27 protein-coding genes and 3 pseudogenes are annotated in these 23,805 nt (G+C 61.0%); 5 read left to right on the forward strand and 25 right to left on the reverse strand.

Annotated features, from left to right (window positions below; translation table 11 throughout):
- Window positions 1-9 precede the first annotated feature (9 nt).
- The 6 genes from P9A16_RS21005 to P9A16_RS21030 form a co-directional block, all read right to left on the reverse strand.
- Window positions 10-795 (reverse strand): SDR family NAD(P)-dependent oxidoreductase, encoded by a 786-nt coding sequence (locus P9A16_RS21005; RefSeq protein ID WP_051758615.1) that lies wholly within the window; start codon window positions 793-795, stop codon window positions 10-12.
- On the reverse strand, window positions 795-1,727 hold the full coding sequence (locus P9A16_RS21010) for an SMP-30/gluconolactonase/LRE family protein (RefSeq protein ID WP_023514595.1): 933 nt from the start codon (window positions 1,725-1,727) through the stop codon (window positions 795-797). Before P9A16_RS21010 ends, P9A16_RS21005 begins: the two co-directional genes overlap by 1 nt.
- Window positions 1,724-2,758 (reverse strand): NAD(P)-dependent alcohol dehydrogenase, encoded by a 1,035-nt coding sequence (locus P9A16_RS21015; protein WP_024270330.1) that lies wholly within the window; start codon window positions 2,756-2,758, stop codon window positions 1,724-1,726. The genes P9A16_RS21010 and P9A16_RS21015 overlap by 4 nt, the downstream gene beginning before the upstream one ends.
- Entirely contained in the window at window positions 2,755-3,744 is a 990-nt protein-coding gene (locus P9A16_RS21020; protein ID WP_023515650.1) for an ABC transporter permease, read from the reverse strand. The genes P9A16_RS21015 and P9A16_RS21020 overlap by 4 nt, the downstream gene beginning before the upstream one ends.
- A 2-nt stretch (window positions 3,745-3,746) precedes the next feature.
- The gene (locus P9A16_RS21025) at window positions 3,747-5,252 is read right to left on the reverse strand and encodes a sugar ABC transporter ATP-binding protein (RefSeq protein WP_063832201.1); all 1,506 of its coding nucleotides are present in this window, start codon (window positions 5,250-5,252) and stop codon (window positions 3,747-3,749) included.
- Between the two features lie 81 nt (window positions 5,253-5,333).
- Complete coding sequence (locus P9A16_RS21030; RefSeq protein ID WP_023515652.1) at window positions 5,334-6,326, reverse strand: substrate-binding domain-containing protein; 993 nt, start codon at window positions 6,324-6,326, stop codon at window positions 5,334-5,336.
- A 151-nt stretch (window positions 6,327-6,477) separates the two neighbouring features.
- Between P9A16_RS21030 and P9A16_RS21035 the strand changes: the two genes are divergently transcribed.
- The gene (locus P9A16_RS21035; RefSeq protein WP_024270329.1) at window positions 6,478-7,167 is read left to right on the forward strand and encodes a GntR family transcriptional regulator; all 690 of its coding nucleotides are present in this window, start codon (window positions 6,478-6,480) and stop codon (window positions 7,165-7,167) included.
- Between the two features lie 79 nt (window positions 7,168-7,246).
- On the opposite strand, the gene P9A16_RS21040 is transcribed toward P9A16_RS21035, so the two are convergent.
- Complete coding sequence (locus P9A16_RS21040; protein ID WP_081870551.1) at window positions 7,247-7,747, reverse strand: hypothetical protein; 501 nt, start codon at window positions 7,745-7,747, stop codon at window positions 7,247-7,249.
- A 29-nt stretch (window positions 7,748-7,776) separates the two neighbouring features.
- Here P9A16_RS21040 and P9A16_RS35790 point away from each other — a divergent pair.
- Window positions 7,777-7,998: pseudogene (locus P9A16_RS35790) on the forward strand (IS701 family transposase); the annotation flags it as partial.
- Window positions 7,976-8,902, forward strand: coding sequence for an IS701 family transposase (locus P9A16_RS21045; protein ID WP_278025925.1), 927 nt, complete (start codon window positions 7,976-7,978; stop codon window positions 8,900-8,902). The pseudogene P9A16_RS35790 and the gene P9A16_RS21045, both read left to right, overlap by 23 nt.
- A 167-nt stretch (window positions 8,903-9,069) precedes the next feature.
- Here P9A16_RS21045 and virB11 read toward each other — a convergent pair whose 3' ends face one another.
- The 13 genes from virB11 to P9A16_RS21110 are packed head-to-tail and all read right to left on the reverse strand — an operon-like array spanning window position 9,070 to window position 19,212.
- Entirely contained in the window at window positions 9,070-10,086 is a 1,017-nt protein-coding gene (virB11, locus tag P9A16_RS21050; RefSeq protein WP_024270326.1) for a P-type DNA transfer ATPase VirB11, read from the reverse strand.
- 8 nt (window positions 10,087-10,094) lie between these two features.
- Complete coding sequence (gene virB10 / locus P9A16_RS21055) at window positions 10,095-11,267, reverse strand: type IV secretion system protein VirB10 (protein ID WP_023517244.1); 1,173 nt, start codon at window positions 11,265-11,267, stop codon at window positions 10,095-10,097.
- A gap of 13 nt (window positions 11,268-11,280) precedes the next feature.
- On the reverse strand, window positions 11,281-12,123 hold the full coding sequence (gene virB9, locus P9A16_RS21060; protein WP_037406294.1) for a P-type conjugative transfer protein VirB9: 843 nt from the start codon (window positions 12,121-12,123) through the stop codon (window positions 11,281-11,283).
- 8 nt (window positions 12,124-12,131) lie between these two features.
- A complete protein-coding gene (locus tag P9A16_RS21065; RefSeq protein WP_037406291.1) occupies window positions 12,132-12,803 on the reverse strand; it encodes a virB8 family protein in 672 nt (223 codons plus the stop codon).
- A gap of 4 nt (window positions 12,804-12,807) precedes the next feature.
- Window positions 12,808-13,074 carry a hypothetical protein gene (locus tag P9A16_RS21070; RefSeq protein ID WP_024270323.1) on the reverse strand — a complete coding sequence of 89 codons (267 nt, stop codon included), beginning with the start codon at window positions 13,072-13,074 and terminating at the stop codon, window positions 12,808-12,810.
- A gap of 33 nt (window positions 13,075-13,107) precedes the next feature.
- Window positions 13,108-14,043, reverse strand: coding sequence for a type IV secretion system protein (locus P9A16_RS21075; protein WP_024270322.1), 936 nt, complete (start codon window positions 14,041-14,043; stop codon window positions 13,108-13,110).
- Between the two features lie 5 nt (window positions 14,044-14,048).
- Complete coding sequence (locus P9A16_RS21080) at window positions 14,049-14,273, reverse strand: EexN family lipoprotein (RefSeq protein WP_023517507.1); 225 nt, start codon at window positions 14,271-14,273, stop codon at window positions 14,049-14,051.
- Entirely contained in the window at window positions 14,270-14,968 is a 699-nt protein-coding gene (gene virB5, locus P9A16_RS21085; protein ID WP_023517506.1) for a P-type DNA transfer protein VirB5, read from the reverse strand. Before virB5 ends, P9A16_RS21080 begins: the two co-directional genes overlap by 4 nt.
- Window positions 14,968-17,349 carry a VirB4 family type IV secretion/conjugal transfer ATPase gene (locus P9A16_RS21090; protein WP_024270321.1) on the reverse strand — a complete coding sequence of 794 codons (2,382 nt, stop codon included), beginning with the start codon at window positions 17,347-17,349 and terminating at the stop codon, window positions 14,968-14,970. Before P9A16_RS21090 ends, virB5 begins: the two co-directional genes overlap by 1 nt.
- The gene (locus tag P9A16_RS21095) at window positions 17,342-17,683 is read right to left on the reverse strand and encodes a type IV secretion system protein VirB3 (protein WP_024270320.1); all 342 of its coding nucleotides are present in this window, start codon (window positions 17,681-17,683) and stop codon (window positions 17,342-17,344) included. Before P9A16_RS21095 ends, P9A16_RS21090 begins: the two co-directional genes overlap by 8 nt.
- 4 nt (window positions 17,684-17,687) lie before the next feature.
- Window positions 17,688-17,987, reverse strand: a complete 300-nt coding sequence (locus tag P9A16_RS21100; protein WP_024270319.1) for a TrbC/VirB2 family protein — start codon at window positions 17,985-17,987, stop codon at window positions 17,688-17,690.
- Window positions 17,984-18,670, reverse strand: coding sequence for a lytic transglycosylase domain-containing protein (locus P9A16_RS21105; RefSeq protein ID WP_024270318.1), 687 nt, complete (start codon window positions 18,668-18,670; stop codon window positions 17,984-17,986). Before P9A16_RS21105 ends, P9A16_RS21100 begins: the two co-directional genes overlap by 4 nt.
- A 2-nt stretch (window positions 18,671-18,672) precedes the next feature.
- Window positions 18,673-19,212 (reverse strand): hypothetical protein, encoded by a 540-nt coding sequence (locus tag P9A16_RS21110; RefSeq protein WP_024270317.1) that lies wholly within the window; start codon window positions 19,210-19,212, stop codon window positions 18,673-18,675.
- 95 nt (window positions 19,213-19,307) lie between these two features.
- Here P9A16_RS21110 and P9A16_RS21115 point away from each other — a divergent pair, with 95 nt between their 5' ends.
- Together P9A16_RS21115 and P9A16_RS21120 are read left to right on the forward strand one after the other, a co-directional pair.
- The gene (locus P9A16_RS21115; RefSeq protein WP_023517581.1) at window positions 19,308-19,670 is read left to right on the forward strand and encodes a transcriptional regulator; all 363 of its coding nucleotides are present in this window, start codon (window positions 19,308-19,310) and stop codon (window positions 19,668-19,670) included.
- A 362-nt stretch (window positions 19,671-20,032) separates the two neighbouring features.
- A pseudogene (locus P9A16_RS21120) lies at window positions 20,033-20,272 on the forward strand (transposase); the annotation flags it as partial.
- Between the two features lie 207 nt (window positions 20,273-20,479).
- Here P9A16_RS21120 and P9A16_RS21125 read toward each other — a convergent pair.
- The 5 genes and pseudogenes from P9A16_RS21125 to P9A16_RS21145 all read right to left on the reverse strand — a co-directional run bounded on the left by P9A16_RS21125 (window position 20,480) and on the right by P9A16_RS21145 (window position 23,804).
- Window positions 20,480-20,653 (reverse strand): transposase, encoded by a 174-nt coding sequence (locus P9A16_RS21125; protein WP_037406240.1) that lies wholly within the window; start codon window positions 20,651-20,653, stop codon window positions 20,480-20,482.
- A pseudogene (locus P9A16_RS21130) lies at window positions 20,607-20,786 on the reverse strand (IS1380 family transposase); the annotation flags it as partial. The gene P9A16_RS21125 and the pseudogene P9A16_RS21130, both read right to left, overlap by 47 nt.
- A 233-nt stretch (window positions 20,787-21,019) precedes the next feature.
- Window positions 21,020-21,859 carry a transporter substrate-binding domain-containing protein gene (locus P9A16_RS21135; RefSeq protein WP_023517613.1) on the reverse strand — a complete coding sequence of 280 codons (840 nt, stop codon included), beginning with the start codon at window positions 21,857-21,859 and terminating at the stop codon, window positions 21,020-21,022.
- A gap of 32 nt (window positions 21,860-21,891) precedes the next feature.
- On the reverse strand, window positions 21,892-23,052 hold the full coding sequence (locus P9A16_RS21140) for an alanine racemase (protein WP_024270316.1): 1,161 nt from the start codon (window positions 23,050-23,052) through the stop codon (window positions 21,892-21,894).
- Entirely contained in the window at window positions 23,049-23,804 is a 756-nt protein-coding gene (locus P9A16_RS21145; protein ID WP_024270315.1) for an ABC transporter permease, read from the reverse strand. Before P9A16_RS21145 ends, P9A16_RS21140 begins: the two co-directional genes overlap by 4 nt.
- Window position 23,805 lies beyond the last annotated feature (1 nt).

The following is a 23,805-nucleotide window of genomic DNA, read 5'->3' on the forward strand; positions in this document are numbered from 1 at the left end:
AGCCTCCGATCAGTCTGGAATGATGATGCCGAGTTTCGAAAGCACCCCGCCGTCGATCTTGACGTCGGCGCCGGTGATGAAGCGGGCCTTGTCGCTGGCAAGGAAGGCGACGAGATCGGCGACCTCGGCCGGTTTTCCAACACGGCCGAGCGGGTGGCCCCGCCCCCAGGCGTCGAGCGTCGCCTCGGCCGTGCCGTCGCCCTTCCAGATGTCCGCTGCCCAGCGCAGCATCGGCGTGTCGATCGAGGCGGGGCAGACGGCGTTCACCGTGATGTTGTCAGGGGCATGGTCGAGCGCCATGGCGCGCACCAGCGCGTTGATGGCACCCTTGCTCGCCGTATAGGCGGCGACGCCCGCCTGCGAGGCATAGGCCTGCACCGAGGAGATGACGACGATCGCCCCGCCGCCGCGCTTCTGCATTTCGGGAATGGCGAACTTCGCAGCAAGGAAGATACCCTTGAGGTTGATGTCGAGCACGTCATCCCAAACGTCCTCGGGCGTATCGACCACCGTGCCGTAGCGCTGGATGCCGGCGCAGCAGGCAAGTACGTCGACGCCGCCGTGACGCGCGACCGCAGTCGCGATCGCTGCCGCCATGGCATCCTTGCTGCGCACATCGCCGACGAAACCCGCGGCCCTGTCGCCGATCGCCGCCACGGCCTCGTCGACCGAGGCCTTGTCGTTCGCGACGATCAGCACCTTGCCGCCGCCTGCCGCGAAACGATGGGCGCATGCGAGCCCCATGCCGAGGCTACCACCGGTCACGACGATGCTCTTGCCGTCAAATTCACTCATCATGCTTTCTCCGCAACGGACGGGTTTTGGGCAGGCGCCCCGAATTTCGGCTCGGCGAGGCCGCGGCCGACACCCTCGACGGCGAAAAGCCCACCTTCCAGCGGATGCGCCTCGAGATGGTCGGCCGACATGGTAAAACGCGCCGAGGTGACATAGAGGGTGGATAGGTCCTGACAACCGAAGGTGCAGCTCGTCGGCCAACCCGCGGGCAGCCCCACGAGACCGACGAGGCCGCCTTGCCCGTCGAAACCGGCGACCGCCGCACCGCCTGCAACGCGGCAGTTCCACAGCCGGTCCTCGGCATCCAGGCAGGACCCATCCGGAAAACCGCGCGAAAATCCGGCTGCAAGGGTTCGCCGGTTGGTGAGGGTCCCCGTCGCGACGTCACAATCGAAGAGGTAGATCTCGTTCGCCAACGTATCGGCGAAGAAGAAGCGGCTATCCTGTGTCCAGGCCATCGTGTTGGTGATGCCGTATTCGTTCGGTGTCAGCTGCGCGACATGGCCGCCGACATCGATGCGGTAAATAGCACCGGCATTGCGGTCCATATTCTTGAGCGAACCGTCGGGGTGGAGGTTGCTCTGCATGGTCGACACCCAGAAGGCGCCATCCGGCGCGACACGCCCCTCGTTGAGGCGGTTGTCCGGCAGATCCGGCTCGGGCACCGCGAACTCTTCGAAAGCGCCACCGGGCTGCCAAAGGCAAACCGAGCGGCGAAGGCCGACGATGAAACCGCCATCCGCCCGCATACCGATGGAGGTCACGAAATCGGGTGTCGGCCAGACATCATGGCGGCCGCTTGCCGGTTCGAGCCGATGGATGCGCCGGCCGACGATATCGACCCAATAGAGGGCATTCTCCTCGCCCGACCAGATGATGCTCTCGCCGACGATATCTTTTGCATCGAGAAGCAGGCAAGCCGAGGTCTTCATGGCAGCACCACCGATTTGATCGACGATGGATCATCGCTCGCCTTGGCCAGCGCCGCCGCGGTCTCCTCCAGGCCAAAACGGTCCGTGATGACGGATTTCAGATCCACGAGGCCGCTTGAAGCAAGGGCGATCGCTCTCGGATACATGCCGGCATAGCGGAAGACGCCATGGATCGAGAGCTCCCGCTCCATGGCAGGCCAGAAATCCACCGAGGCGACACCCGTTGGATTGATGCCGACCAGTGCAAGCCCGCCGCGTGGACGGATGCGCGGCAAGGCGCGCGTCACCGCCGTCGGCGCCCCGCTGCATTCGATCACGGCATCGACTTCGGCGATCGTCTCATAGGCCGGATCAGCAGCCGCATCATGTGCGGTAAAGCGCGGGAAACGCGAGACAAGGCCGATACGCGCCGGATTGATATCGGAAAGGACGATGCGCGTCGCTCCGCGCGCGGCCGCCGCCTGCCCCGCCAGCAGGCCGATCGGCCCGGCGCCGATGATCAGGACCGAGCTGCCCGGCTTGAGGTCGAGCCGTTCCGTCGCCCATAGCCCGACCGCCAGCGGCTCGATCAGCGCCGCTTCCTCGAAGGACAGGCTGTCGGGAATGGCAAAGGTGAAATCGGCCGGATTGACGACCCGCCGCGCAAAGGCACCGTGATAGGGTGGCGTCGCCATGAAGACCACGTCGCGGCAGAGATTGTAGGCGCCGGACCAGCACTGTTCGCAATGGCCGCACGGCCGTTGCGGCTCGAGCGTCACGCGATCGCCGGGCGCAAGATGCGTGACCGCGCTACCTGTCGCAACGACCGTGCCAGCAGCCTCATGTCCAAGCACGATCGGCCGATCGCAGACGAGGTTGCCGATACGCCCGTGGCGGAAATAGTGCACATCCGACCCGCACACGCCGACGGCTGAGATCTCCACCACGACGTCGTTCGGCCCTGCCGCCGGCTCTGGCCAATCCTGCAACTCGACGTGGTTGGGCGACAGGAGGACGGCCGCACGGTTTGGTCGCGTTAAGATCGCGTTCATGCCCGTCCCCGCATACGCTTGATGCTGATGATGTTGACCATGACGGCAACGAGGATGACCACGCCGCGCACGATGCCCTGTGCGAAAGGGTCGACACCCATCAGGACGAGGCCGTTCACAAGGGCGGCGATGAAGATGACGCCGAGCAGCGTGCCGAGCATGGTGCCACGTCCGCCGAAGAGGCTGGTTCCGCCCACCACGACAGCCGCGATGATGTCGAATTCCAGGCCGGAGGCGGCGCCGCTGTTGCCGGAGCCGAGGCGGCTCGCCATCAGGATTCCCGTCAGCGCGGCCAGCGCGCCGGTAATGGCGAAGACGAGGATGCGCACCCGCGCCACGGGAATGGCGGAAAGACGCGCGGCCTCCGCATTGCCGCCGACCGCATAGACGCTGCGGCCGAAGACGGTGCGCGTCGCCACGAAGCTGAAGACAGCAAAGAGGACGAGCATGATAACCGCCGGCGTCGGGATGCCGAGAAGCCAGCCCGCGCCGAGGCGCTGGAAGCTGAAATCCATGATGACGATCGGCACGGCATCCGACATGACCTGCGCGGTGCCGCGCAAGCCCAGCCACAGTGCCAGCGTGACGATGAAGCTCGGCACGTCCAGAAAGGCGCGCAGCACGCCGGTGAAGCAGCCGATCAGCGCGCCGAGCACGATGACCACCAGCGCTGCGACCGCAAGCGGCACGCCGGATTGCGCCAGCGAGGCGAGAAGCACGCCGGCAAACGCGACGTGCGGACCGACGGAAATGTCGATCTCGCCGCTGATCAGCACCAGTGTCATGCCCCAGGCGATGATACCGACGAAGGCGGCATCGCGCAGGATGTTGAGCTGGTTGGGCAGCGTCATGAAATTCGAGGCAAAAGCCGTAAGAAAAGCATAGAGCACGAGGATGGCGACGAGCAGGCCGATCTCGTTGGCGCGCCCGCTCAGGAAGTGGCGCAGGTCGAACTTCTGGTAGAGTTCGGATTGAGTATGGGCCATTTTCAATGCACTCCCTGTTCGCCCGTCGTCAGTTCGGTCAGCGTCTCCGTGCGGATCGCCGGCCCCTCCACCGCTCCCGTGATGCTGCCGCCCCGCAGGATGAGGACACGGTCGCAGACCTCGCAGAACTCCTCGATCTCGCCGGAGACGAAGACCACCGCGAGGCCATCCGCGGCAGCGTCCCGCATCAACTGGTAGATCTGCCGCTTGGCGCCGATATCGACGCCGCGCGTCGGCTCATCGAGCAGCAGGATGCGCGGTGCGGCATTCAGCGCCTTGCCGATGACGACCTTCTGCTGGTTGCCACCGCTGAGATTGCCGAGCGGTTCACCGGGGTGCGCCAGTTTGATACCAAGCGCGCGGATCGACGCGGCGACCTTCGCGCGCATCGCGACGCGGTCGATCACGCCGCCGCGCGAGACCGACCGCCAGCTCGCCATGACGAGGTTCTCGTCGATGCCGAGCATCATCACCGCCCCCTCGCCGCGGCGATCCTCCGGCGTCATGAAGATGCCATTCGCCCGCGCCTCGCGCAGGCTTGCAGGCCGGAAGGCGCTGCCATCAAGCGTCATGGAGCCACCCTGGGTGGCGCGCAGCCCCGCAATCGCCTGCAACAGCTCCGTGCGGCCGGAGCCAAGCACACCGGCAATGCCGAGCACTTCGCCCGCCCGGATCTCGAAGCTTGCATCCTGGATGCGCGGTGCGACGTGGAGGCCCTGGATGGCGAGCAGCGGGCGGCGTACACCAGACGCGCCGGCGAGGCGCGGAGCTCCGCCCTCGCCCTGCGCGCCACCCAGCAGCATTTCGACGATCTGACGGTTCGAAACATCGGCGACCGGCGCGGTCGCGATATGGCGGCCATCGCGCATGATGGTGACGGACTGCGCCACCTTGCGGATCTCATCCATCCGATGAGAGATGTAGACGATGCTCGTGCCCTGTTCGGCAAGCTGCCGCACGACGCGGATCAGCGTCTCCGCCTCCTGGGCGACGAGCGAACTGGTCGGCTCATCGAGGATGAGCAGCCGGGCCCCCTGGCTGAGGGCGCGCGCGATCTCGACGAGCTGGCGCTCTGCAACGGATAGGCGGGCAACCGGCTGGCGTGGATCGAGATAGAGGCCAAGCACCGCCAGCGCATCATGCGCCTCGCGCTGCATCCGGCGCCAATCGATGCGCCCGCCCTGCTTGGGCCACCGGCCGAGAAAGACGTTTTCCGCGATGGAAAGCTCAGGCACCACGCTCAATTCCTGATGCACGGTGGCGATGCCGGCCCGGATACCGTCCATCGGCGTCCGCAGCACAACGGCCTTGCCGTCCATCACAATCGCCCCCTCGTCCGGTCGCTCGACACCCGCCAGGATCTTCACGAGTGTCGATTTGCCCGCCCCGTTCTTGCCGAGCAGGGCGCGGACCTCGCCACGCGCCATGGCAAAGTCCACATCCCGCAAGGCAACGACGCCGGGATACGCCTTGGATATGCCGCGCATATGAACAAGCGGTTCGACCATGGGGACAATGCCACTGACTGCGTTGATGAAAAGGGAAGGCCGCAGCAAGCCGCGCCCCTCCCGGGAGGAAACCGGCTGGTTTCAGGGGATGCCGTCGGGCCGCGCTTCCAGCCAGGCTTTCACCTTGTCCGGATCGGCGGACAGGAACATCTCCGTCGGCACGATGGTGAGATAGGTGTCGATCGCCTCGCCCTTGATGGCCTTCAGCGCCATGAGCACGGAATCCTTGCCCATCTGCTGCGGCTGCTGGCCATTGGTGGCAATCAGTGTTTCAGGAGCGTTGACGAGATACTGCGCGAGCTGGACGCTGATATCGTTGCCGAACACCACGGCCTGCCCCTGGCGGCCGGAGGCCATGATGCCCTGGATGGCGCCGATCGTGCCGTTGTCAGTGGTCGCAAACATGGCATTGATCGCCGTGTCGCCGGTCAACATGGTCGTCGCCGTCTCGGTCGACTTGCCTGGTTCGAAGCCCGCCTGGTCGGCCGCCCATTCGACACCCGGCACCTTCTCCTCGACCGCCTTCTTGAAGCCGGCCTTGCGCTGAACGCAGGCCTCGTAGACGTCGCAGTTCAGGATGCCGAAGCGCGGCTTGTCGACGCCCTTGCCCTTGAAATAGTCGCCGGCGACGAGGCCGACATCATAACCGAGCTTGTACTGGTCGGTCGTCACCAGCGCCTTGACATACTTCTTCGCATCCTCGTCGTTCACGCAGGTATTGTAGCAGATCACCGGAATACCGGCCTCCGCCGCTTGTTTCACGACAGGCACGGAGGCCGTGGCCGACACCGGAGACATGATGATGGCCTTGACCTTCGAGGCGATCAGCGTGGAAGCGAACTGTGCCTCCTTGGCCGCATCCCCTTGGGAATTCTGGCCAAGCAGACGCACGCTCTCATCGCCGGCGCCCGCTTCGATGCCCTTCTTGATGCCGCCATAGAAACCTTGCGCATCGAGATAGAGCGCGCCGATCGTCACCTCCTCGGCACTCGCCGCTCCCGCCATGAAGACCGCCAGCGCGGTCGATGCAATGACCCGCAAAGCAGCGGGCCGCAGCCTGTCACGAATTGTCATCGATATCCTCCCAGATGTCTTTGCATTCTTGTATGCAAGATTCTAAACCTGGTCAAGCTTCGACGTTTGGATGAGTAGAAAATGATTATTTTTCAGGCTATCCTGCAATCAAGGGAGAGTTGCATGCAAAAAAACAAAAGGCCTTTCACCCATGGCGCGTGATACGAAAATCTCGGCGGCGGAGCATTGTTACCGCACGCTTTCGCGCAAGATCATCGGACTGGAGCTGAAGCCGAACGAGCCGATCGGTGAACACGCGATGGCCGAGTTGCTGGGCGTCAGCCGGACGCCCGTCCGCGAGGCCCTGTCCCGGCTTTCCGCGGAAGGACTGGTCGATCTCAGATCCCGGGCCGGCGTCGTGGTCGCACCGATCCGCATGGACGCAGTACGGACGGCGCAATTCGTCCGCGAGCAGCTCGAACTTGCGATCGTGGCGGAAGCAGCCCGGCAATCGAACCGGCGCATCCTGCTCGGCATCCGCCAGGCGATCGAGGAACAGGAGCTTGCCATTCAGGAAGACAATCCGGATCTGTTCTTCGAATGCGACGAGCGCATGCATGCGCTCTACTGCAGCCTGGCCGGGCGCGACGGCGTCTGGGGGTTCATTTCTGATGCGAAGAAGCACATGGATCGCGTCCGCCGCCTGTCGGTGCAGGCCGGACAGCTCGACCAGCTCGTGCAGGACCATCAGGATGTGCTGGAGGCCGTGACGGGCGGCGACATGGATCGTGCCCAGGAGGTGATGAAACTCCACCTGCGGCGGGTCATGCTGGATCTCGGCGAGCTCTCCCGTCGGTTCTCATCCTACTTCGAGCCGGAAACTGTACGCACGACGGAATAGGCGGGAAAAAGCGAACGCCCGGATCCATCCCGCCAGGGCGACGATCACCGCCTAGACAGAATGGTCCGGGGAGGCTGTGTCAGGCGATGCCGCCGTGAACCACACGATGGATGTTCGACAGGATGTGCGCGGGATCCACGGCCTGAAAGATGCCGCGCCCGTAGACGATGCCCCTTGCACCGGCCTGCATATAGGCGTCGACATCGGCAAGGGTATCAACCTCCTTGTCGCGCGGCGTTCCGCCGCGGATGCAGACCAGTACATTCACCGATCCAACGACGACTTCGAGATCAGCAATCTCCAGCGGGGAATCGATCTTCAGAACGCTGACGCCAAGTTCGGCCGCAAGCCGCGCGGCGCGCAATATATCCCGCGTCTTTCGAACCGTGTGCCCCTGATCATCGACCACAAGCGCCTCGACGATCACCGGATAGCCAATCTGGCGGCAGATACGGGTGATCTCGGCCAGGTGCGCACGGTGATCCGCGACCCGCGCCGCATCCGGCTCGTTCACGAGGAAGAAACACGTCACCGCATCCGCACCGGAGCGGGCGATCTCATCGGCATTGCAGTTGCATATTTATCTATAGTCTCAATCTATGGGTCTCAATGATTCGGAGGTCGTGGATGGCAGGTGCATCGATCGAGACGACGCTTGAGCTTTGGGCATCATTGTTGCGTGACGTGAAGGCTCGTATGCGCGGACTGTTTACGTAGGAGCGAGTTGCAGCATCTGCGAACCTTTTCCTGGACGGTTTGCTGAGTGTCGAGCGGCGTAAGACAGGTTGGATGCGCGCTGAGGCGGCCGGTGATCCCGGTCCATGGCGGAAATAAGCCGTTCTGGGTCGCGGGCGTTGGGACGCGGACGCACTTCGCGGCATCGTGCGTTGGTGCACGTCAATATCCAGGTTCGGCAGGCAAGATAACGAACTGCCAGATCGGAGCGTTCGCCGCCTGTTTGTCCGTTCGCGGTCATGCCTTTATCGATCGAGCCCTGTACTTGCCCAAGAGCTGGACTGGCGATCCGGCAAGGCTTGCAGCAACTCACGTTCCTGAGGCTATAGCCTTCGCTACCAAGCCAGGCCTGGCTGTCGATATGATACGGCGTGCGATGGCAGCCGATGTGCCGTTTTCATGGGTGGCCGAAGATGCGGTGTATGGCGTCGGGGACGTCGAAGGGACCCTGCGCCGAGCCTGCAAAAGCTACGTTCTTGGGGTTAAATCGGACCACTATTTCGGCTCCTGGTCGGGCAAGCCTCCGGTGGCCGGCACAGCGCAGGAGATCGCCCGTGATCTCGATCCAAGTGCATCGCAGCGTCTCTCCGCCGGTGAGGGCACCAAAGGCGCGCGGCTTCATGACTGGGCCTATTGCGAACTCGCTGATCTCGATGCCGACGAATATACCGAGACGAAATCGGGGCGTTGGGCCCGTGGGCTCCTGATCCGGCGCAATACTAGCGACGGTGATCTCGCATTCATTACCACCTGGTGCCTGGACGGGACCGGCATCCAGACACTCGTTTCCGTTAAAGGCCATCGCCGGGCGATCGAAGACAGCTTCGAGACCGCCAAGAACGAGCTCGGCCCCGATCACAACGAAACCCGGTCATGTCACGGCTGGCATCATCACGCCTCCCTCGTCATGCTCGCCTTCGCCATAATGGCGGTGATCCGATGCCGCACCAATGACGTGACGCCCCAAAAAAGACTGCGGATGCCGACCATCAGGATTTGATCCGCTGGTCAATCCAGGAAGTCCGGCGCATCGCCATCAGACTCGCCCAGCGTCGTATACCCCCCCGCCTACGTCATCGCATGGTCATGCTGGAGACGCGCTCATCAGGCGGTCGCGCGACGAGCGCATCTGAACACTAAAATGCAACTGTAATGCATCTAGACCTATCAGCTTGGTGATGCTTGCAAATAAAGCATGCTGCCAAAATATAGCTCGGTGGCTCGGAACGCCCCGCCAAGACGCTTGCATTGAACAACGACGTCGATCGATGCTCTCAGCAAGTTCAAGATTTCGGTGCGCTCAATATCTCGACCTGCATCTGACTCTTTTATCAGGAGCGTCAGCTGTTCGAAGGCGAGCGCGACGGAATCGGCATGGACAGTCGTAATGGAACCAGGATGGCCGGAGTTGACGTTTCGAACATAATAGAAGGCGGTTCCGTCGCGAAGTTCCTGCAAGAGGATGCGGTCGGGACGCATGCGGAGGCTGGATTCCAAAAGTTCTTTGGGCCCTGCATGGGACAGTCCTTGTTGGTCTTTCGAATAGAACAGTCGCACATGATTGGGTTGTGGGATGAGGAGTTCCGGCGTGTCCTCTATCGAAATGATCCGCTCATCGTCCGGAATGTGTTTTATCAAGGCCTTAGAGAGCGTTGTCTTCGCGGATCCCGTCGCTCCCGAAATTATGATGTTCTTCCGGGAAACCACCGCCTGTCGCAAGAACTCCTTGACCTGACCATTGCGGTAGAGACTGCGCAATTCACTATCGTCACTTGGCGCATCCCCCTCGGCGGTTCGGGTACCTGCGAAGAATTGTCTTTTCTCCAGATCGTCGAGTGTAAAGTCGACGGAGGACGGCTTGCGGATCGTGAGGCTGACCGTGCCTTTCGACGTTGCAGGAGGGATGACAATCTGGATGCGCTCATCTCCCGGAAGAGTCGCGGACAGGATCGGCCGGCGTTCGTCGATGGACTGGTGGGAAAAGCTGGCGACGGCCCGGGCAAGGCGCATGAGTTTGTCGAAGGTAAGCTCCTGAAGATCATGGGTCCGCCAACCACCGGGTCCTTCCGTCAGCACCTGCCCGGGCCGATTGACGATCACCTCATAGAGTGAGGTATCCTGCAGGAACACCGAAATCGGTTTCAGCAACTCACGAACAACCGCCGCATCCTGAGCTTCCGTCATCGCCCTGCCTACTTCGTTACTAGCTTCGAGTCGGGCGCGAAATTCCCCAGCACCGCTCGATCGAGAATGCGGTTCCTCGGCTCTGTCACACGCAGGCGATAGATCCCGGAGAAGTCGAGATCGCGAGCGACAAAAATGGAGACGAGCTCGCCCTGGTGCTTGTTCAGCGTTGGCGCGATGTTGATGGATTGCTCGACGGCGATCGCGGCAGCCTGCTGCCCCGCGCTGGTCGTGTTTTGCGCATCGACGTCACTATCCTGAACCCGGCTGTTCGCGTAGCTCGTCGCATCGCCGACGATGGAGAGAAGCAGGGCACTGCCGAACCGTTCCCACCAATGGGTGTCGACATAGCCGTCGATGCCGGCGCGGCCGAGCGCATCGGTCGCGGGAGACGCAAGCGTGACGATCACCCCCTTCGGCGTTTTGGCGCGGTTCCATAGGACGAACAGTCGCTTCTGCCCCCGTTGCAGCCCGCCTCGATATTCACCCACGACCTGGGTGCCCTTCTCCATGAGGACGACCCTGCCGTTGTCAGAGAGAACGTCTCGATTGATCACGCAGCTGCTGAATCCGGGTTGGTCAGACGCGAGCGCGGTTTCGAGCACGCAGGGGATCGACGTCCCCATTGCGACGATGAAGTCACGATTGCCAAGCGTCCCAGCGCGTGATCCTTCGAGTTTCGTCGGCCGCAGCAGTCCGTCGAAGCGCTGCTGATCGCTATTCTCTTGGTTCTGGCTCATCACGTTGCCGTCGAGGGGCAGGAAATTGCTGTTCGCGCTCGTCTCCGAGCTATCCCCCTCCCGGCGTTGCGTGGCATTCTTCTGGCTGCCGCTGAAGGCCATGACCGGCGCGCGACGGGCGGAGTCGAGCAATTCATCCTTCGCCTCGGCAACAGGTTCCACAACCGGCGTCGGGAGCTTCACTTCCGGGACCGTCTGCTCCGGCTCGGCCTTCTCCTTCGCTGCCTCGAATGGTGTTGTTTGACGGATGACAATGCGTTCCGGCTGTGCGCTGTCGTCTTTGGCCTTTTTCCCGGTTGTCGACCAGAGGGCGAATCCGACGAATGCCACGACCGCGAGCGCCACCGCACCTCGCTTCAGGACGGGACTGTTGTCGATGCGCCGGCCTGTGACCGTTTCGGCCCGCTCACCGGGAATGCGGGTTTCATCTTCCTGGGCCATAGCCTCCCCTTCCCTACTGATCGGCGCCATCGGTCTTCACGATGCGTTCGACCGACGGCGAGGTCGTGTTGGTGTCCGGATTGATGCCGACGCGGTCGTAGGCCTCGTTGAAGACGCACAGCACGTCCTTGCCCCGACGCAGGATGAACTTGCGGCTGATTGCGTGCACCATCACAAGGTTGCCATCGACGGATTTCGGAACCAGGCTCTCGGAGCCATCGGAGTTTTCCATGTAGATGGCGGGCATTTCCTGATTGCCGACGAAAGCAAAGGTCGTGACCTTGCCGTTGTCATAAACGCTCTGCGGTTCAAGGGCCTGGGCACCCTGTGCCGAATAGCGCCAGTTGCGCGGCCCATAGGCTTCATGAAGCGCAAGCACATTGTCGGCTTCCTTCGCCTGGTTCGCGAGCGCGCGGGCCGAGGCCTGCCGCCGGCGCTGTTCGGCCTCGTCACCGGGATAGCGGAACTTGACATAGAAGTAGGTGTTCTGCCCGACCTCAACGGAGCCGTCGCGGACCGTGAGCTCCATCTGATAGCTGCGCGTCGAGCCGTCCCGGCGCGTCGTCACCACGGAAATGTTCGTGACCGGCTGATGCTCGCGTGGCTTCAGGAACAGGATGTTGCCGGCCGGCGCCACCTCCCAGGCGACGCTGTTGCCGAGCGCAACATGGGCGATCTCCTCATCGGCTGCGAACTCGACCTGCACGGAGGAGCGCAGTGTGCCGACAATCCTGATGATATTGTAGGGCTGGTAGTTCACGAACCTGACACGACTATCCTGTGATGCGCCGCGTGGGATATCGAGTGCAAAAGACGTGGAGGCGGACCCCATAAGGAGAGCCGCGGCGACGATGATCTTGCAATTCAATTGATAGCCTCCGGATCGGCGCGGTATTCGCTAACCGCGAAACCAAGTGGGTTCACCAGCCGGTCCGTCGATGACATCGGGACATTGGCGTAGGAATAGGTGAGGGTCGCGACCCAATGGGACGTGCGAACCTCGTCTCCTCGGGTGACGGTCCGCATGTAGCGAACCGAGATCACGTTTTGATTGATCAGTGAGATCGAGGCGATGTTGATCCTTGCCGTTGCGGCGCGGCTGTACGTGTTCTGCGGGGATTCCGGATTGCTCCCGCGATAGATGGCGGAGAACCGGGCCTGCTCGGCTTGCGTTGACAGCAGCGCGATCGTGCGGAAGTTCTCCTTTGCCTCGCTCCAGACGTAGCCTTCGCGCGCGCGAACATATTTAGCCGCGAAATATTTGGTCACGGCCTCGTCATAGGTTCCGGCCGTGGAAGTCAGCGCCGACACCACATCGACGATGCCCGTCGAATTATCAACGCGCACGACGAAGGGCTCTACAGTCTTCAACGGCGTAAGGCCAGCGACCGCGAAGACGGAAACGCCTGCGATGACGCCGGCGGCGATGGCAATCGACCAGGCGATCCGGTTCGACCGCTCGATCTGCATCATTCGATCCTGATCGAACCGCCGGGCCTTTTCGAAGTAGCTCTTGAGGTTATCTGTCGAAACCATGCCGTCACCCCGCGCAACGGCGTTGGGAGCCGTCGATATCAAGGTGGGCGAATGCGGTCGGTTCCGTGCCCTCCTCAGCATAAGGCGTGGCCGAGGTTGACGGTCGCCGATCCGACTGCTGTGACTTCAACTTGCTGTCACCTTCCCATTCCCACATCGCCCGATTCAACGGCCGGCGAGAATAGCCGTCGCATTTGGGGAGCGAATAGGTCAGCGAAGCGCACCCTCCGAGTGCAACAAGTGTGGCAAGAAATACGGTGGTCTTGATCATATGGACGGGCCTTTTCTTATTATTGAGCGGCGCTCATGCACCGACGCTTCTCGAGCCGAACGCACTGCCGGCGAGGCGCGCGGCGCGGCCAACCATCCGACCTGCGGAGCGAGTCCCCTTGGCGAGCACGCCCTCATGCGCATCGCGTGCGGCGCCGTGGCCGTAGGCCAGCGACGCGCCGCCGGACGCCAGCGCGGAAGCGATCGTCGGCAGCTGGTAGAACACATACAGGGCAGCAATGCCGATGGCGCAAAGTGCGATCGGCCGCATAAGGACGTCAGTATAGGCATCGATCGCCGTGAAGGTGGAATCGAGGCAGGAGATCAGCAACGCGCCGACAGCCACGACGAGGACCTGAAGGATCGCGAAGTTGGCGAGCTGGCCAATCCAGGCCTCGGTGAAGCGCCGCGTCGACTGGAACATAGCCAGTGCGATGAAAATCGGCCCGATGGCCAGCACGATGGCAAGGGCCAGCCGAGCATAGAGCGAGACGACGTAGCCGATACCGGCGACCAGAAAACTGACACCGATCACCATCATGCCGCCGACACCCGTGACGATGTCGACCGGCCATGACGCGCGTGACCAGATGTCGGTTGCCGAAGCCTGGCCCTTGTCGAGCAGACTATCGAATGTGCTGGCGCTGGGCGTCGCGCCGGTGTTCAAAGCCTGTGCGATCTCACGCGGCAGGATATCGAAGAAGACGTTCGTGACATAGGTCTGGTACTCGCCGCCGTTTTTTACGAGCAGGACAATGATCGCGAGCTTGATCGCCCGGAAAGCAAATTCCAGAACCGGTTCCTGCACGGAGCCGCGCAGCACAAGATAACCGTACAGAATGACGTAAAGCGTCACGGCTGCCGTTAGCGGGCCGGTCACCCATTCGGCAATGTTCGACGTCCCCTCGGAGACAAACATTTCCAACGGGCGCTTGAACTGTCCGTCGATGAACTCGAACACCTGATACATGGGTTTCAGCCTCCCAACGCCTTGCGCATCTTTTCAAGGCGGAGCTTCCCGTCGGCCGCTTCCGCGTTCTGGCAATTGGCAGAGCCGCGCAGTTCGCCCGGATTGTTACGGCACTCCGCCATGATCCGGGACAGCAGTGCTTCGTCGGCGGTCAGTTGGTCGACGGAATAGGACTGCTCGGAGCAGGCCGCGAGGAGAAGGAGCACGGCAAGAAAGGGAGATCGCCTCATTGCAGCGCCGCCTTCATCGCATCCATGCGCTGGCGCCAGTCCTCGGCCTTGCGCTGTTCATCGACCTGGTTCTGCGCCTGCTGCACCATGCGCAGACCTTCCATCCGCAGCACGTCGGTCTGGAGAAACGCCTGCTCGGCCTGCAACCGCGCCTGCAGGTCGGCGATGTCCTTGGCATCGCTTGCCGTCGAAATCTTTTCACGAAGCTGGTCGATCCCGTCGATGCGCTTGGTGGCAGCGTCGTAAATCTGCTGTCCGAGGCTCATCTGACCCGCGTTTTTGTTCTGTACGCGCGCGAGTTCCTTGGCGTAGAAATCGTCGGCGTCGGTACGATAGGTGGAGTTCCCTTCCAGGAACTTCGAGGCGGAGTCCTTGAACACGCCTGTTCCATCGCCCTTGAGCAGCCCCTCGATTGCGGCGAAATCCGATGGAAGCGCCTTGCGGATCGCCGGGTCGTTGAGCACGCTCGCGACGTCAGCCATGTCGGTCAGCTTGTTGAGGGAACCGTAGAGCTCTTGGGCCTGCTCGATCTGCTTGTGCAAGGCCTCCAACTGGTCATTCAAGCGCGCGATGCTCTCGATGTGTTTTAGGATTGCCGTCTGGTCAATGACCGGAATCCCCTGCCCCGACGCGCCGCCGGCGGAAAGGACAAGCACTGCCGCGAGCGCCGCGCCATGAAGTCTATAGGATGCCATCAGCTTGCGCTCCTTCTTGCCTGGAAAACGGGAAGCCAGTCTTTTGGATCGTTGCCGACTTCACCGCGGATCGCGTCGAGCAGCTCGACATTGGCCGTACGGCCGGAGAGGATCGCGAGTTCGTCGTCGAAGCCGTTGAGGTTCAGTTCGGCGACGACACTGTTATGTCCCTGCTTCAACACAAACCGCCGGCTCTCGACGGAGAGTTCGCGGGCGATCAATTCGTATTCGCGTTCCGTGAGCTTGAACCCCTCCACATAGTCGGCACGGTTGCCGCGGGAGTTTGGCAGAAAGATCTGCGTCGGGCATTGCTCGATGATCGTGTGCGCGATCGGCGATATCAGTGCGTCGCGCAGGCTCTGCGTGGCGAACAGCATAAGCCCGTTCTGCTTGCGGATCGTCTTCAGCTTGTTCTGTGCGAGGTCGCGGAAGCCCTCGTCCTGCAATGCTTTCCAGAATTCGTCGATGACGATGATGATCCGGCGACCGTCGATCAGCTGCTCCACGCGATGAAAGAGGTACGCCATCAGCGGGGTGCGAATTTCCTCATTGTCGAGGAAGTCCGTCATGTCGTAGCCGATGAACTTACCGTTGCCCCCCAAATCGCCGAAACCGATATTCTCGATGACATTGTCGAAGACCCAGCCGAGCGGCCCGCCCCTTTCCCAACGCCGCAGCCTCGCCGCAATCCCCTCCAGGTCCGTGTTGTTGAGGAAGGTCCGCAGGGCGCCGATCGTCCGTTGCTCTGTCGGCAGATCGGCAAGTCCGTCGATGGCGCCGGCGATATCGCGAAGTTCGGTGACGCTCAGCTCCCTCGTGCCGGACCCGACAAGCTTTCCGACCCAACGGGTCAGAAAGACCTTGTTCTCCGGTGTGAGGTCGAGGGCCTTGAGGGGAGCGCAGCCAGTGGGAGTGCCATTCTTGAGGGGGAGATAGGTGCCACCGGCGGCGCGGACATAAAGGTCCGCGCCGCGGTCCTTGTCGAAGAACACGACGTGCGGATCGTGTTTTTCGAGCTGCGACAGCATGAAGTTGACGATCACGGTTTTGCCGGCGCCGGATGGGCCGCACATTAAGGTGTTGCCGAGATCACCGTGGTGGAGGTTGAAGTAGTAGGGCGAGCCTGACGCCGTCTTGAGCAACGCGACAGCCGGTCCCCATTCGTTGCCGTCTTTCTGCCCGATGGGATAGGAGTGGAAGGGTGAAAGGGCCGCGAAGTTGCGGGAGGTTATCGCGCCGGATCGGGCGCGGTAGCGGAAGTTGCCCGGCAACTGTGCCCACCAGGCGGACTCGAGACCGAGATCCTCGCGCGCCACGACCGCTCCGCCGTTGGTCAGGCTGGCACGGGCCTTGGCGAGATTGTCCGTCAATTCCTTGACCGAGGCGGCGAAGACGGCGAGCGTCAGGTGATGCTCGCCGAGCACGAACCGGTTCGATTCCAGATCGTCCATGGCGTCATCGAGCTCGCCGATCTGCGAAGCCGCCTTGTCGCCGCTGCTGACCAACTGGTTCTGCTTGCGGCCCATGATGACCCGAGCGTCCGCCTTCGAAGCGAAGCAGAAGGATTGCGAGAGGATCAGTTCGAAGGGACTGGTCAGTACGCCATCCAGCATTCCCGTCCTGGTGCGGGCGGGATATTCCTTGATGCTCAACATGCCGGCAAAACGGCTTTCCGCCTCATGGCGGATTTCGATCGTCTCGCGTCCGATGATGACGCGGTCGGAGTAGATGGCCGAGGAAATCCGCCCCTCGGTTAACGGGACCGGCTCGCGCCGGCCGCCGACCAATTGGTGAAGCACCTCGCTCGGCTCGGAAAATAGCAGTCCATCATGATTGTAGAGAGAGAGCACGCGTGGCTCGAAGCGATTCAAGCCGGCAGTAACGTCGACGAGTTTGTCCTGAAGCTGCTTCAGCGCCTCCTCGTCCAATTCGATGCCGGCACGGCTTCGCTGCCGCAGTCGAGATAGCAGCTTCGCGGCCTTGTCCGCCGGATCGCGCGCCGGCGACCAGAGGACGGTCAGGTACAGATCGTTGCGGAACAGATCCTCGCGGACCATACGCTCGCGGTACTTTTCGTTGAGCGCGGCCGAAAAAGATGTTGCGAACGTTCCGTCCGGATAATCACGATCGCGACGCCGAATGAGATGAGTCCACAAGGCAAGCCGTTCATCCGCGATGTTGCGATAGAGCGTGTTAAGATCGCGATGCAGCGCGTTGAGGTCGAGGACATCGGCAGTCTCGAAGGACACGCCTTCCAGCGCCACCATGACCATCAGCGTACGGGAGTCGAGGGCGATGGTGGTCTCATCGACATGACGCACATAGGGAATGAAGGTTTCCGGTGTGAGCTCGCGAGATCTGAGAGTGGTGACGCTAGGCATATCCGAGGTCCCTTTCATCGAAGCGCCGAACAAGCTTCAGCGGTGAAAGTGTCGCTCCACCCCAATAGGCGCCGTTCCGGGTCCGGCCGCGCGTCTCGACCCAGGCCACGAGGATCCGGAACATGTTGTGGTCGTGCTTGACCAGCGCCCGGAACACGAAATGGAAGACGACGCCGACGAGCGCATAGGCGACCGAGCCCGCCGCGAGGTAGAAGATCGTGGTCGCCATGACGTTGATGCCCATGGCTTCCATTGTGACGCCGGCGATCATCGCCGGGCGTGTGCAGGCGATGAACAGCGTGTCTTCCTCGAGCTCAGGTCGCATGGCGGCCATGCGGTCAGCTCCCGATGATCGTACTGACGAGTTCCGAGGAACCGGCAATCACGCCGATGCCGACGATCCAGTAGCCCGCGCGACGCAGATCCATGTAGCCAAACATCCAGGCGAGCGCGATCAGGATCACTGCGATCGTGGCGAACAGTCTGAAGATGTTGCCCTGCAAAAGATCGACGACGTTCTGGAGGATGGTCTCGATGCCGGCGGCCTGCGCAAAAGCCGGTTCGACCAGCATCGCCACCACAGCGAGTGCCATCGAAGACGAGGCAGCAAATGCGCGGATACGGGAACTGAAAGTCATTCACTCTGCTCCAATTGATTGTTCTGAAACACCAGGACGGAAGACCCGCGCGGGCTGTTGAAAACGTCCCATGTGGGCGTTGAAGAGATGGCAGTAGTCTTCTGCTCGGAGTTCTCCGACGCCACTTCTGCGACCACATCGGCGGGGCTGGAGCCGACAGGATCGTCATTCCCCCTCCCTTCCCCCGTATTCGTGATCGTCAGCCGGGCGATGGTAGGACCAAGCCGTTTGATTTCGCGGCGAACCTGATCGTCGTAGTTCACCATTGCGCCCACCGATGGATCGGCACGGCCATAGTAGGACTGGAGCATCACCTGCTCCGCCCTGGCAGGATCTGCGCCGGCCTTGACGGCCAGACGGTAATACCCGTCCAGCAGCGTGGCCGTGGCTTGCAGGTTCAGGCAAGGATCGAAGGCGTCGGAAATGGAGAGCTTCAGCTTTTGAAGCTCTTCGACCCCGATGCCGCCGAGACCGAGTTGAATATCGTGATGTTCGGCCACCAGCGATGTGGCGATCTCGATCGCCTTAGCCTTCGATGCCGGCTGTGTCTTGAGCGGTTGGCCGCTGTTGATGCGAATGTTGAACGGCGCGAACCGACTTTCGAGACTGACGACGCCAGCCAGTGTTTCGGACGCAACAAAGGGTGCGCAGGTCTGCGCAAAGTCGACGAAAACGATGGGCATGTTTAGAACCAGACCCTCTGCTTGCCGACGCCGTCGATCGTCACATCGATGTATCGCGGTTTCTCACGGACCAGTGGGCGGTTCAGGGTGTAGGCCATGCACTGGTAGCGGCCATCAATTTGCTGCCAGCGTGGCGAGATCGCGGAGCCATTGGTCCCGCCGGCATTGTCCGGGTCCCGGCGGCAAAGACTGTCGCTCACCGGCTGCATCGACGTCGACACGCAGGTTCCGTCACGCCCGGTCGGGCCATAGCCCGCTGACAGACGGTAGCCGTCGTTGCAATAGTAGGGTTCGTATCGAGGGCGGGAACTTTGGAAGCCAATGCCGCTGCAGGTCGGGAAGGAACGGCCCTTTGCGAGCCATCTCCAGAGCTTCTGGATAGGCGGCCGGCACTCGGCGTATTGTGTCGGGCCACCGGGATTGGATAGGCACAGGATAACCTGGCAACCCCATTCATCGGCACGCGCACTTCGTTCGGAACTCAGATATATTGATCCGAACCCTAACGCCGCTATGACCGTTCGAAAGAAAAGGCTCTTCATGCCCCCTACCCTCCGATTGAGATTTCGTTGAACTGGATGCGAAGAATCGTCTCGCCCTAACGCTCATACTGAACATTTATTGGATAGTTAAATCGATGGCAAGCAAATTGAGTGAACGATGGCAAACACAAGCATTGTCTGTCTTCGCGGTGCGTGAAATCCTCGACAAACCGCTAGAAGATGAGAGCGCGCAATCGCGCATCAAACAAATCGGAATGATCAACATCCTCTATATGATGCACCAGGCACATGAGAGACTAACCCTCTCAAAGATCATACAATTTACAGGAATGACGCGCGGCGGCGTCATTGAAACCATTGACTTTCTGGTCAAGCGTGGGGTCCTGACAGAGACGCTCGGGAAAAACTCCATGGGTCGAGGGACAGCCAGGCAATTTGAGTTCGCTGCTCAGGTGTTTGAGGCGATGCGTTCTGCCGCGGTGACTGAAAATGGCTGATTTTACTTATCATGTTTTTTAAGATACGGCGGCTGGGGTCGACGACCCCGACTTCGGACCGAGTAACTAATTCCTGAATGGAAACCCGGTGTACGTTCCGAAATATCCGACTCAGACATTTTGCACGCTGAAGCGCGGCTCTGTTGATTGTCAGCAGATTTCGAGCCAGGCCTTCATTTCGCTGCAACCCGCTATCAGGCCGAAATAACGCATTGTGCGCAACCGTTTAGGCGGTGAAAAATGGAGCGGTGCCAAGTGGAAATACGGATCAAACCCTGCCGAAAATCAACACCACAGAAGATTCATCGCGAGTTGGGAAACCCGCGAGTCGCAATCATCAAGGTGCCATATCACTCTAGCAGGAAGATGGTATCGGCGTTCACAGCTGGTTCTGCGATCCCAGCGCACCGTGGCAAAAAGGCGCCGTGGAGAATGCCAACAAGCACATTCGCCGTTTCATGCCCGGCGACACCAATCTGGCAACCGTATCACGGCGCGATCTCAACCAACTCGCCCGCCACCTGAACGATCAACCTCGAAGGTGCCTCGGTTGCAGGACGCCGACCGAGGTATTCATGGCTCATTTGCTAGAAGCGGGATGATCCCCTACCCTCAACACCGACATGATGCAATTAACCGCCTTAATGCATTGCGCCGGACGTTTTGGCGACGAGAGGCGAGGCTTTTGCTGGCTGCGCGCCACTACGGGCAAGTTTTTCCAGTCGCTGGAGTTGATCCGTCGCGATGGAAGGCGGGGTTTTCAGGTTGAGGTCGAGGGGTTCGTTTTTGGGGCGTCAGCGCCCCGTCGGCTATGTCACGAGCCGCGGGATGCGATCCGGGACGATGCGCAGGATGCGCTGATCGGGGCAGGATGTGGGCAAGTGCAGGCGGATCTGGGTTTTCATCTCGACCACCCGCGCGGCAATCTTGATGATCCGGGCAGCGCAGATCGTCGATGCAGCGCGCCAGACGGTCGGCCACATGTAGCCGCTTGCCCACCGCAGCCAGGGCCAGAACACCACTGTCGCACGACAGCATGCCGCCATCAAAACGCGCGACGACGGGCTTGCCGCCGACTGATGACAAACCGGGCAGCGCTAGCGTAGGATCATTCATGGCGGATGTGGTCTCCGGAAACGACACGGATCGGCTTAAGTAACCAAATCCTACGTCATTTCAACGGTTTGAACCACATCCGCCAACCCCTCATGAATTCTTCGGGTTAGGTTTACTTCTCCAGCTAGCTTCTCCAAAAAGTGTGGGCATGGATCAGTGTGTGGATAGCAGACAGAACGACCGCCTACCCTGGTTCGCCATGGCTAGGCGGCCACAGAAACAGCGATTGCGAACTATCGCGTGACCAAGTCCGCGCCAAACCATTTCAGACTGATCGCCTTCAGCGTGCCGTCCCCCGCAATAGCCTGAATGGCACCGTTGAACTTATCCGCCAAAGCCGCGTCCTCTTTTCTAAGGCCTATCCCGACCCCCGGTCCGAACAGTCCGCCCGAGATGCGCGGTCCGTAAAGATGAGCCGACCTTCCATCATTGGATTCCAAGAATGCCTTCCAAACGGAAAAATCCGCTAAGCCACCATCGATCCGACCAGCTACGAGGTCAAGATTGAGGTTGTCCTGTTTGTCGTAGGTGCGTAGCTCGACAGTATCGCCAAAATAATCTCTGACGAATGCTTCAGCGTTTGTGGAGCCTTGTACACCGATTGAACGCCCTTTCAGGTTTGCTTTCAGGTCCGCCAAGACGCGCTTGCTTGCGTCTGTCTCTGTCGTCAGATCAAGCTTCGACGTGCTCTCCACCGCCGGCAGGTCGAGGGATTTTGAAACAACGAAGTAGTTGGAGGTCAACGCATAGGGCTGCGAGAAGGAAATGACCCGCTTGCGCTTTTCGGTTATCGACATTCCTGCCATGATGGCGTCGTATTTTCCTACCGTTAGAGCGGGAATAATCCCATCCCAGGCTTGGGTCACAAACTCGCATTTGAGATTTGCCCTTGCGCACAACGCTAGGCCGACATCAACGTCATAGCCAACTGGCTGCCCGGACGCATCGACCGAGTTCCAGGGCGGGAAAGCCCCCTCCGTGGCAATTCTGATCGTCCTCACCTCCTCAGCCCGGGCCATTCCGGCCAAAAGGCCTAGAATTACAACAGCAGTTGTGAATTTCAGGATATTCATATGACTCCCCCTCCTGGGATTTCGATGCGGTCTCAGGTGTAGATTCTCGGTATGTGATCGCGCAGGCCCGCATAGATGCCGACGACATCTGTCCCCCAAAGCGCGGCAATTTCTTCATGCGTGATGACTTCGTCGCCCTGCCTGCCGAGCAGTACGACCTTGTCACCGAAGCGGGCATCGGGAGCGTTCGAGAGATCTATTCGCACATGTTCGAGATGAGCCGGCGGCAAGAGACGGGCTCGCGTTCCGCCCACGAGCGCTTCGGCACCAGGCGGAACTTGCCTAGGCAGGCCGTCCCCCCAGCCCATGCCGAGAACACCGAGCTTCATCCCCGACCGAAAACCTGGAAGGTCCGGGATCGGGCCAAGGGACGCATCGAGGTGTTTAACGGCGACGATGGTGGTGCAAATCGTTTTTAGGGCTGGTTGCAACACGGCACGGCGAACAGGTGCATGACTTTCCGGTAGTCCAACAAAAAGTGCACCCGGATCGACAGCGTCCATGTCCATTTCCGGATAGGCGAGGACGCCCTCCGTGCTCGACATCATGGCGACGACGGGTCGCTCTCCACACACCTCAGCCTCGGCGAGGATCGCCCGCATCCGGTGAAGTTGTATCCTCGCATCGGATGGTATTGAGGTTGGAAGTTCGCTCATGTGCGCATAGATTCCATCGACCTGCACGTCGGAATACGCGTTCGCCGCGGCAAGCAGTCGGCCCGCCTCCTGTGGCGATGCGCCCGCGCGGAAAAAGCCCAAGTCGGCCTTGATGAACACATGGGTTTTTGTCATCGCCGCGCGCCAACGCTCCAGTTCATCGATACTGGAGACGCTTACCGTGAGGTCGAGCTCTTCGATCATCATCCCTGCCGCTGGCAAGGCTCCGGGGTATAGAAGGATGCGCTGATCAGCCCCCATCCTTCGGATCGCCATGGCGTCGAGAAGCGACGCTACCGCGAACCCGTCAACCCCCTCCGCCGCCAGCGTACGCGCGACCGGGCCGGCACCACATCCGTATGCATTCCGCTTCAGACAAGCGTAAATGCTGACATTCTTAGGCAGGACCGATCGAAGTTCGCGATAATTGTGCCTGATTGCCCCCAGGTCGATTTCGTACCAGCTTCCTCGCAGGAGGGCCGCCTCTGCACAACCGAGGTCATAACTTTCATTGAAAGGCGACAGGAGAGCGGTCATCGCGCCACCTTCTCGATTGCGTAACCCTCCGAAGGCGGGATGTTCTTACGGTTGTCGTTCTCTGCACGAGCGCGACTTTGGTGACTGGCGATACCTCGCTCCAACCGCCCAAAAAGATGCACGACCACGAATGTGATCCCCAGATAGATCAACGCCGCCGAAATAAAGACCTCATAGGGCGAGAAGGTCTGCGCAACGATCCTTCGCGCTGTGCCTGTCAGCTCCATCATCGTGATGGTGCTGGCGAGCGAACTCGCCTTCAGCATCAACACCACTTCGTTTGCATAGGCCGGCAACGAGATACGAAAGGCGACAGGTAAAACAATCCGCCTGGTCCGAAGCTCGTAAGACATCCCCAGCGCCTTCGCCGCTTCGACCTCACCTCGCGGCACGGCACGTATGCCACCGCGCAGGATTTCGGTCGTATATGCTGCATGGTTAAGGGAAAACGCGATCAGCGCGCACCACCAAGGCTCCCGCAAGACCGGCCAGACAAAACTCGCGCGGATCCACTCGATTTGGCTCGCGCCGTAGTAGATGAGAAAAATCTGAACGAGGAGCGGTGTTCCTCGAAATGCAAACGTATAGAGCAGGACGGGGCGCGATAGCCCGGTAGACCCTGACGCGCGCATTAGCGAAAGCGGAAGTGCGATGACGAGACCAAGCAGAACGGAAGCTGCTGTGAGCTGGACGGTCAGGAGCGCCCCGTCGAGCAGAAGGGGCAGAACGTCGATAATAAGGTACCATTCCATG

It is taken from the genome of Shinella sp. 838, from assembly GCF_029623935.1.
Lineage (GTDB): Bacteria > Pseudomonadota > Alphaproteobacteria > Rhizobiales > Rhizobiaceae > Shinella.

Excerpts from the sequence above, each read along its gene's own strand:
- P9A16_RS21030 (WP_023515652.1), bottom strand. The coding sequence starts at position 6,326 with ATGACAATTCGTGACAGGCTGCGGCCCGCTGCTTTGCGGGTCATTGCA.
- virB5 (WP_023517506.1), bottom strand. The coding sequence starts at position 14,968 with ATGGCATCCTATAGACTTCATGGCGCGGCGCTCGCGGCAGTGCTTGTC.
- P9A16_RS21070 (WP_024270323.1), bottom strand. The coding sequence starts at position 13,074 with ATGATCAAGACCACCGTATTTCTTGCCACACTTGTTGCACTCGGAGGG.
- P9A16_RS21125 (WP_037406240.1), bottom strand. The coding sequence starts at position 20,653 with ATGTGGCCGACCGTCTGGCGCGCTGCATCGACGATCTGCGCTGCCCGG.
- P9A16_RS21005 (WP_051758615.1), bottom strand. The coding sequence starts at position 795 with ATGAGTGAATTTGACGGCAAGAGCATCGTCGTGACCGGTGGTAGCCTC.
- P9A16_RS21035 (WP_024270329.1), top strand. The coding sequence starts at position 6,478 with ATGGCGCGTGATACGAAAATCTCGGCGGCGGAGCATTGTTACCGCACG.
- P9A16_RS21090 (WP_024270321.1), bottom strand. The coding sequence starts at position 17,349 with ATGCCTAGCGTCACCACTCTCAGATCTCGCGAGCTCACACCGGAAACC.
- P9A16_RS21065 (WP_037406291.1), bottom strand. The coding sequence starts at position 12,803 with ATGGTTTCGACAGATAACCTCAAGAGCTACTTCGAAAAGGCCCGGCGG.
- P9A16_RS21020 (WP_023515650.1), bottom strand. The coding sequence starts at position 3,744 with ATGGCCCATACTCAATCCGAACTCTACCAGAAGTTCGACCTGCGCCAC.
- P9A16_RS21105 (WP_024270318.1), bottom strand. The coding sequence starts at position 18,670 with ATGCCCATCGTTTTCGTCGACTTTGCGCAGACCTGCGCACCCTTTGTT.
- P9A16_RS21075 (WP_024270322.1), bottom strand. The coding sequence starts at position 14,043 with ATGTATCAGGTGTTCGAGTTCATCGACGGACAGTTCAAGCGCCCGTTG.
- P9A16_RS21095 (WP_024270320.1), bottom strand. The coding sequence starts at position 17,683 with ATGGCCGCCATGCGACCTGAGCTCGAGGAAGACACGCTGTTCATCGCC.
- virB11 (WP_024270326.1), bottom strand. The coding sequence starts at position 10,086 with ATGACGGAAGCTCAGGATGCGGCGGTTGTTCGTGAGTTGCTGAAACCG.
- P9A16_RS21025 (WP_063832201.1), bottom strand. The coding sequence starts at position 5,252 with ATGGTCGAACCGCTTGTTCATATGCGCGGCATATCCAAGGCGTATCCC.
- P9A16_RS21140 (WP_024270316.1), bottom strand. The coding sequence starts at position 23,052 with ATGACCGCTCTCCTGTCGCCTTTCAATGAAAGTTATGACCTCGGTTGT.
- P9A16_RS21110 (WP_024270317.1), bottom strand. The coding sequence starts at position 19,212 with ATGAAGAGCCTTTTCTTTCGAACGGTCATAGCGGCGTTAGGGTTCGGA.
- P9A16_RS21010 (WP_023514595.1), bottom strand. The coding sequence starts at position 1,727 with ATGAAGACCTCGGCTTGCCTGCTTCTCGATGCAAAAGATATCGTCGGC.
- virB10 (WP_023517244.1), bottom strand. The coding sequence starts at position 11,267 with ATGGCCCAGGAAGATGAAACCCGCATTCCCGGTGAGCGGGCCGAAACG.
- P9A16_RS21080 (WP_023517507.1), bottom strand. The coding sequence starts at position 14,273 with ATGAGGCGATCTCCCTTTCTTGCCGTGCTCCTTCTCCTCGCGGCCTGC.
- P9A16_RS21145 (WP_024270315.1), bottom strand. The coding sequence starts at position 23,804 with ATGGAATGGTACCTTATTATCGACGTTCTGCCCCTTCTGCTCGACGGG.
- P9A16_RS21115 (WP_023517581.1), top strand. The coding sequence starts at position 19,308 with ATGGCAAGCAAATTGAGTGAACGATGGCAAACACAAGCATTGTCTGTC.
- P9A16_RS21015 (WP_024270330.1), bottom strand. The coding sequence starts at position 2,758 with ATGAACGCGATCTTAACGCGACCAAACCGTGCGGCCGTCCTCCTGTCG.
- P9A16_RS21100 (WP_024270319.1), bottom strand. The coding sequence starts at position 17,987 with ATGACTTTCAGTTCCCGTATCCGCGCATTTGCTGCCTCGTCTTCGATG.
- P9A16_RS21135 (WP_023517613.1), bottom strand. The coding sequence starts at position 21,859 with ATGAATATCCTGAAATTCACAACTGCTGTTGTAATTCTAGGCCTTTTG.